The 7,123-nt window shown below is 74.2% G+C and carries 7 protein-coding genes; 5 read left to right on the top strand and 2 right to left on the bottom strand.

Going from position 1 to position 7,123, the window contains the following annotated elements:
- Positions 1-91: 91 nt before the first annotated feature.
- The 3 genes from ACFF45_RS21545 to ACFF45_RS21535 all read left to right on the top strand — a co-directional run bounded on the left by ACFF45_RS21545 (position 92) and on the right by ACFF45_RS21535 (position 3,199).
- Complete coding sequence (locus ACFF45_RS21545) at positions 92-1,132, top strand: FecCD family ABC transporter permease (RefSeq protein WP_381348063.1); 1,041 nt, start codon at positions 92-94, stop codon at positions 1,130-1,132.
- Positions 1,133-1,212: 80 nt separating this feature from the next.
- A complete protein-coding gene (locus ACFF45_RS21540; RefSeq protein WP_381348062.1) occupies positions 1,213-2,322 on the top strand; it encodes a FecCD family ABC transporter permease in 1,110 nt (369 codons plus the stop codon).
- Positions 2,323-2,326: 4 nt separating this feature from the next.
- Positions 2,327-3,199 (top strand): ABC transporter ATP-binding protein, encoded by an 873-nt coding sequence (locus tag ACFF45_RS21535; protein WP_381348061.1) that lies wholly within the window; start codon positions 2,327-2,329, stop codon positions 3,197-3,199.
- Between the two features lie 90 nt (positions 3,200-3,289).
- On the opposite strand, the gene ACFF45_RS21530 is transcribed toward ACFF45_RS21535, so the two are convergent.
- Positions 3,290-4,237 (bottom strand): methionyl-tRNA formyltransferase, encoded by a 948-nt coding sequence (locus ACFF45_RS21530; protein WP_381348060.1) that lies wholly within the window; start codon positions 4,235-4,237, stop codon positions 3,290-3,292.
- Positions 4,238-4,358: 121 nt separating this feature from the next.
- Between ACFF45_RS21530 and ACFF45_RS21525 the strand changes: the two genes are divergently transcribed.
- Positions 4,359-5,702 (top strand): lysine N(6)-hydroxylase/L-ornithine N(5)-oxygenase family protein, encoded by a 1,344-nt coding sequence (locus ACFF45_RS21525; protein WP_381348059.1) that lies wholly within the window; start codon positions 4,359-4,361, stop codon positions 5,700-5,702.
- Between the two features lie 153 nt (positions 5,703-5,855).
- On the top strand, positions 5,856-6,212 hold the full coding sequence (locus ACFF45_RS21520) for a hypothetical protein (RefSeq protein ID WP_381348058.1): 357 nt from the start codon (positions 5,856-5,858) through the stop codon (positions 6,210-6,212).
- Positions 6,213-6,380: 168 nt separating this feature from the next.
- On the opposite strand, the gene ACFF45_RS21515 is transcribed toward ACFF45_RS21520, so the two are convergent.
- The coding region (locus ACFF45_RS21515; protein ID WP_381348057.1) for a CAP domain-containing protein at positions 6,381-7,123 on the bottom strand (743 nt) is incomplete at its 5' end.

Here is a 7,123-nt window from a genome sequence, read left to right as displayed (position 1 = left end):
ACAGAGTGCGCACCTGATTCACCCAGGGGTGGGATGCCGGCCCGTCTCGCCCTACGCTTGACCAAGGCAAGCCTCATCTAAGGAAGTTGACGTGGGGACCTCAGCGGTCCGGGCGGCGAAAGGCCCCCGCGCAGTCGTACTGCTCGCGCTCTGCGGCGCGGCGCTCCTCGCGCTGTGCGCCCTGTCCATGGCGTACGGCGCGCTCGCCGTGCCCCTCGACCAGGTCTGGGACACGCTGCTGGGCGACGCGCCGAACTCCCGTGTGGAGAACGTGATCTGGTCCGTACGCCTGCCGCGCACCGCCCTCGGCCTCGCGACGGGGGCCGCGCTGGGCCTGTCGGGGGCGCTGATGCAGGCACTGACCCGCAATCCGCTGGCCGACCCGGGCATCCTGGGCGTGAGCGCGGGGGCCGCCTTCGCCGTCGTGCTGTCGGTGGGCGTCCTGGGCATCGGCTCGGTGTACGGCTACGTCTGGTTCGCCTTCGCCGGTGCGCTGGCGGCCAGCGTGCTGGTCTACCTGCTGGGCGGGCTCGGCCGGTCGGGGTCCACGCCGGTCAAGCTGGCCCTGGCCGGCGTCGCCGTGACCTCGCTGCTGTTCTCCCTGACCAGCGCGGTCGCGCTGACCGACCCCGACGCCCTCGACCGCTACCGCTTCTGGTCCGCGGGCTCGCTCGCCCACCAGGACGACCAGGTCCTGCTGCGCGTGCTGCCGTTCCTGGCCGTCGGCGCCGTCCTCGCGCTGGCCTGCGCCCCCGCCCTGAACAGCCTCGCCCTCGGCGACGACGTAGCGAAGTCGCTGGGCCTGAGACTGGGCACGGTCCGGGTCTGCGGGGTGGTGGCCGTCACGCTGCTCACCGGCGGAGCGGTCGCCGTGATCGGCCCGGTCGTCTTCGTCGGCCTGGTCGTCCCGCACATCGCGCGCGTCCTGGCGCAGTACGCCGGCCTCGGCCCCGACCACCGCTGGCTGCTGCCGCTGTCGGCGGTGCTCGCCCCCTGCCTGCTGCTGGCGGCGGACATCGCCGGGCGGCTGATCGCCCGCCCGGTCGAGATCCAGGCGGGCATCCTGGTCGCCTTCCTCGGCGGCCCGTTCTTCATCGCCCTGGTCCGCCGCCGCCGACTCGCGGAGCTGTGAACCATGACGAACCGACGCGGGGGTGGCGGGACGCGCCACGGCGTGGACCGTGCCGGACCGACGCGCGAAGGGGTGACCCCATGACGACCGAACTCGTGCCCGGGGCGGACCGGAGGGACCCGGCGGACCGGGTCACCGTCCCCCGCTCCGCCGGCCGCGTCCCCTTCCGGCTCGGCGTCCCGCCCGTCTCCGGGGTGCTGCGGCCCCGGCTGGTGGCCGTGTGCCTGGCGCTCGCCGCCTGCGCCTTCCTCGCCTTCTGCGTGGAGACCGCCGTCGGCGACATCGGCCTGCCGCTCACCGACGTGCTGCGGGCCCTGGTCGGCGCGGGCGACCCCGGCACCCGGCTGATCGTGCACGAACTGCGCCTGCCGCGCGCCCTGGCGGGGCTGCTGGTCGGCATCGCGTTCGGCGTCTCGGGCGCCCTGCTGCAGACCATGACGCTCAACCCGCTGGCCAGCCCCGACATGATGGGCATCACCCAGGGTGCCGGCACGGCGGTGGTGGCCGGCATCGTCCTCGGCTGGGACGACGGCCCGGGCACCCAGGTCCTGGGCCTGCTCGGCGCGCTGACGGCCGCGCTGCTGGTGTACGTCCTGGCCTGGAGCCGCGGCGCCACCGGGTACCGCATCGTCCTGGTCGGCGTCGGCATCGCGTGGATCTGCACCAGCGCCACCGACTACCTCATGGCCCACGGCCGGCAGTTCCAGGCGCAGGCGGCGCTCGGCTGGCTGGTGGGCAACCTCAACGGCCGCACCTGGCAGCAGATCGGCCCGCTCGCCGCGACCATGGCCGTGCTGGTGCCGGCGGCCCTGGTGCTGGGGCGGCTGATGCGGACCCTGCAACTCGGCGACGACGTCGCCCGGGGCCTGGGGACCCGCGTCCAGACCGTCCGGGTGGCCGTGCTGCTGATCGCCGTCGGACTGGTCGCCTTCGGCACCGCGACCGCCGGGCCGGTCGCGTTCGTGGCGCTGGCCGCACCCCAGGTCGCCCAGCGCCTGGCCGGCACCGCCGTCCCCCCGCCCGTGGCCGCCGGGCTGACCGGCGCCGTGCTGGTGCTCGGGTCCGACCTGATCGCCCGGAGGCTGATCCCGGACACGGAACTGCCCTTGGGGATCGTCACCGGCGTGCTGGGCGCGCCCGTGCTGCTGTGGCTGCTCGTCCGCGCCAACCGCGCAGGTTCAGGAGGCTGACAACGTGTCATCGAAGCACGAGCCGCACGAAGGTCCCGTCGACGGCCCCGACCTGCGCGCCGAGGGCCTGCGCCTGGCGTACGACGACCGGGTCGTCGTCGAGGGTCTCGACGTGGCGATCCCGTCCGGCCGGATCACGGCGATCGTCGGCGCGAACGCGTGCGGCAAGTCCACGCTGCTGCGGGCGCTGGCCCGGCTGCTCACCCCACGGTCCGGTGCCGTCTACCTCGACGGGCGCTCGGTCCACTCGATCCCTACCCGCGCCCTCGCCCAGCGGCTCGGCATCCTGCCGCAGACGCCCGTCGCCCCCGAGGGGCTGACCGTGGTGGACCTGGTGGGGCGCGGGCGTTCACCGCACCAGACGTGGTGGCGGCAGTGGTCGGCCGCCGACGAGCAGGCCGTGCACGAGGCGCTGCGGGCCACGGCGATGACCGACCTCGCGCACCGCGCCGTGGACGAACTCTCCGGAGGGCAGCGGCAGCGCGCCTGGATCGCCATGGCGGTGGCGCAGGGCACCCCGGTGATGCTGCTGGACGAGCCGACGACGTATCTGGACCTCGCGCACCAGATCGACGTGCTGGACCTGATCACCGACCTGAACCGGCATCAGGGCCGCACGGTCGTGATGGTGCTGCACGACCTGAACCAGGCCTGCCGGTACGCCGACCACGTCGTCGCCATGAAGGCCGGCCGCGTGGTGGGCGAGGGCGCGCCCGCCGAGGTGGTCACCGCCGCGATGGTGGAGGAGGTCTTCGGGCTGCGGTGCGTGGTCGGCGACGACCCCGTCAGCCGGACGCCGATGGTGATCCCGATGGGCCGCCACCACGAGAGCCCCGACGCGCCGGCCGCCGTCGCCGTGCCGGGCCCGCACGGCTGAACCCCCCGGGGGGACGGCGGGTTGTCGTACGGGCGGGCGCCGGGCGGGGCGCACCGGCACGGCGTCGCCGGTGCGCCCCGCCCGGCCCGGTCACGGACGGTCCGTCAGATAGCCGCCCATCGTGCGGAAGTAGTCGGTGGCGGCGTGCTCGGTGCCGTCCTCGGTGCGCACCCGCTTCACCACCAGCCCGGGCAGGCGGCCGGACCGGGCCCCGGCGCCGGCGACGACCACCACCCCGTCGCCCTCCCGGATGAAGATCCGCCCCGGTGTGCCCCCGTAGCGCCCCTGGGAGACGGTGGCCGAGACGATCCGCAGGCGCCGGCCACGGTGGTGGGTGAAGGCGTTGGGATACGGGTCCGACTGGGCCCGCACGAAGCGCTCCAGGTCCTCCGCGGGCCAGGTCCAGTCGATCCGGCTGTCCTCCAGGGACCGCTTGTGGAAGAAGCTGGAGCGGGAGCGGTCCTGCGGAGTCCACACCGCCTCCCCGGAGGCGATGAGGTCGAGGGCGTCGGTCACGATCGGGCCGATGAGGTCGACCGTGCGGTGGAACAGGTCCGTCGCGGTGTCGGCGGGGCCGACCGGCACCGCCCGCTGGAGCAGGATGTCCCCCATGTCGAGTTCGGCGTCCATGCGGTGGGCGGTGACGCCGACCTGCTTCTCGCCGTTGATGAGCGCCCAGATCAGCGGCGAGAAACCGGCGTAGGCGGGCAGCAGCGAGTCGTGGATGTTGAGTGTGCCGTGCGGGGGCAGGTCGAAGATCTCCGGCGGCAGCCAGGTGCGCCAGTTGTTCGCCACGATGATGTCCGGCTCGGCCTCCTTGAGCGCGCCGAGGAGTTCGTCGTCGCCCGGCCGGTTGCGCAACAGCACCGGTACACCGTGCTGTTCGGCGAGGTCGGCGACCGAGTCGCTCCAGATCTTCTCGTACGCGTGGTCGCTCCTGGGGTGGGTGACGACCAGCACCACCTCGTGCCCGGAGCCGAGCAGAGCCCGCAGCGTCCGGTGCCCCCACGTCTGATAGCCGAACATGACGACCCGCATAAGAGCCTCCTCAGGCATTGCTAGGTAAGGCTTACCTTATCTAGCATGTGCCTGCTTGGGGGAGGCCGTGTTCCAACTTTGGGAACACTGTCGGCCCCCCTTCACGGGAGGCGATGAAGCGGTGACGACACTGCAGAGCGGGCCGGATACCATCCACGACCTTCTGGGCATCGGCTTCGGGCCGTCCAATCTCGCCCTGGCGATCGCACTTCAGGAGCACGGCGCGACGGCCCACGGAGACGGCGGGCTGCGGGCCCTGTTCCTCGAACGGCAGCCCCGGTTCGGCTGGCATCGCGGCATGCTCATCGACGACGCCACGATGCAGGTGTCGTTCCTCAAGGACCTGGTGACCATGCGCGACCCCACCAGTGACTTCAGCTTCTTGTGCTACCTGCGCGAACGGGGCCGACTGGTCGACTTCCTCAACCAGAAGACGCTGTTCCCGCTGCGCATCGAGTTCCACGACTACTTCGCGTGGGCGGCCGGCCGGGTCGCGCCGCTCGTGCGGTACTCCGCGGAGGTCCTCTCCGTACGGCCCGTCACCGACCGCGGCGAGGTCCGCCACTTCGACGTCACCACCCGGGATCCGGCCGCCCCGGAGCACACGACCGTCCACCGGGCCCGCGCCCTCTGCGTCGCCACCGGGCTGGAGCCGCACCTGCCACCCGGCGCCGAACGCTCCGAACGGGTCTGGCACACCAGCGAGTTGCTGCCGCGCGTCGACGATCTCGTGCGCTCCGCCGCGCCGGTGCGCCGCGCCGTCGTGCTCGGCGCCGGGCAGAGCGCGGCGGAGGCCGTCGACTACCTGCACCGCACCTTCCCCGACGCCGAGATCTGCTCGGTGTTCGCCAAGTACGGCTTCACCCCGGCCGACGACAGCCCGTTCGCCAACCGGATCTTCGACCCCGAGGCCGTCGACCTCTACTACGGTGCGCCCCGCGAGGTGAAACGGTCGCTGTTCGACTACCACCGCAGCACCAACTACTCGGTCGTGGACATGGAGTTGATCGAGGCCCTGTCCCGGACCATGTACCAGGAGAAGGTCCAGGGCAGGCAGCGGCTGCGGATGATGAACGTCTCACGGATCCGCGAGGTCGAGGCCGGGCCGGCCGACGTACGGGTGACCGTGGAGTTCCTGCCCACCGGCGAACGCGAGGTCATCGCCTCGGACCTGCTGGTCTACGCGACCGGCTACCAGCCCCAGGGCATCGGCGACCACCTCGGCGAGCTGGCCAAGCTCTGCCTGCGCGACGAGGAGGACACCCTGCGGGTCGGCCGGGACCACCGCGTGGTGACGGCCCCGAACGTCACCGCCGACATCTACCTCCAGGGCGGCACCGAGCACACCCACGGCCTCACCTCGACCCTGCTGTCCACCACCGCCGTACGGGCCGGGGAGATCCTCGACTCCCTGCTGGCCCGGCGCGCCGGCGGCCCGGCCGGGGCGGACCGCCCGGAGGATTAGGGCCGGTCCGGCATCGCCGGGACCCCGGGTGCCGGGCACCGTCGCGCTCGCCGCCCGGCAAACACGCACAACGCGGCCGGCCCCGGCGCTCCGGCGCAGCCGGCCCGGCCGGCCGCCGCCCGGGCGCGCGAGGCCGGTCCGGCGCTGCCGGCGATGGTGGCGACCACCGGTGAGCTGGCCGAGCTGCTGGGCGGCGACGTGATCGTACGGGCCGGGTTCCGGGTCAGCTGCGACCGCGCCGAGGGGGCCGTGCCGGTGCTGCGCCGCCGGCTGGCCGCGCTGCTGCTGCGGCTGCTGCTGGAGGACGCCCGGCGCGACGGCAGCCTCGCACCGGGTGTGGTGGTCGAGGACATGGCCGCCACCGTCCCTCGCGATCACGGCCGGCGTGCAGATCCGGTCCCGCCAGCCCGGCGCCGCCCTGGAGGCGTCCCGGGTGCTGGAGCGCTTCTGGTGCGCCACCCTGCCGGTGCCGCACCCCGGGCCGGTCCCGGCGACAGCGCACGGCTGTGAGGCGCCCGGCGGCGAAGCGGACCTGTCGGCGCGCTGACCCGCGCGCGGACGCGCCGGCCGTCCGCCCGATGCCGTCCGGGCGGCCTCGTCGCCCGGCGCGGGGGCCTGATACCGGGAGGGTGCCTGGTACCGGGGGTGCCTGGTACCGCCGCCCCGCCGGTACCGGTCTCACCGCCGGGCGCCGAAGTTCTGCGTCCACCACGGTCCGCCCGATCCGTGGTGGACGCCCACGCCGATGTCCTCGAACGAGCAGTTGAGGATGTTGGCGCGGTGGCCGGGGCTGTTCATCCAGGACTCCATCACCGCCTCCGGGGTCTGCTGGCCCCGGGCGATGTTCTCCCCGTACGTGGACCACTCGTAGCCCGCGGCGGTGGTGCGCTGCCCGGGGTCGGCGCCGTCCGGGTTGGTGTGGTCGAAGAAGCCGCGGGCGGCCATGTCCTGCGAGTGGCCCTGCGCCGCCCGGTTCAGCTGCGCGTCCTCCGTGAGCGGACCGCAACCGGCCGCCGCGCGCTCCTGGTTCACCAGCGCGACCACGCGTGCCACGGTCCCCGCGGGGGCGGGCCGCGCCGGCGGGGCGCTGGGCGAGCTCGGCACCGGCGGCGTCGACGGCCGGGGGGCCGGCTCGGCCTTCCGGGTGGGTCGCGGGCTCGTGGAGGGTCTCGCCGTCTCGGACGGCGACGCGGAGGCGGACGGGGACGGCGACGGCGACGGCGACGGCGACGAGGACGGGGACGGGGACGGGGACGGGGAGGCGGTCGCGGAGCTGAGCGCGGGGCTGGGCGCCGAGCGGTCCGCCGCCGGAGCGGCGGCGGTACGGGCGGCGCCCGACTCCTCGGTGCCGGTCCCCGGGTCCGTGCCGAAGTACCACAGGCCGCCGCCCGTCACGCAGGCCGCCGCGACGGCGGCCCCGG

The organism is Streptomyces cinereospinus, from assembly GCF_042430725.1.
In the GTDB taxonomy this organism is placed as follows: Bacteria; Actinomycetota; Actinomycetes; order Streptomycetales; family Streptomycetaceae; genus Streptomyces; species Streptomyces cinereospinus.
The sequence above is the reverse complement of the archived record's forward strand: the minus strand, read 5'-3'. Positions and strand labels throughout refer to the sequence as shown.

Bases quoted from the DNA above. Each gene is read 5' to 3' on its own strand.
- ACFF45_RS21540 (WP_381348062.1), top strand. From the start codon at position 1,213: ATGACGACCGAACTCGTGCCCGGGGCGGACCGGAGGGACCCGGCGGAC.
- ACFF45_RS21530 (WP_381348060.1), bottom strand. From the start codon at position 4,237: ATGCGGGTCGTCATGTTCGGCTATCAGACGTGGGGGCACCGGACGCTG.
- ACFF45_RS21520 (WP_381348058.1), top strand. From the start codon at position 5,856: ATGGTGGCGACCACCGGTGAGCTGGCCGAGCTGCTGGGCGGCGACGTG.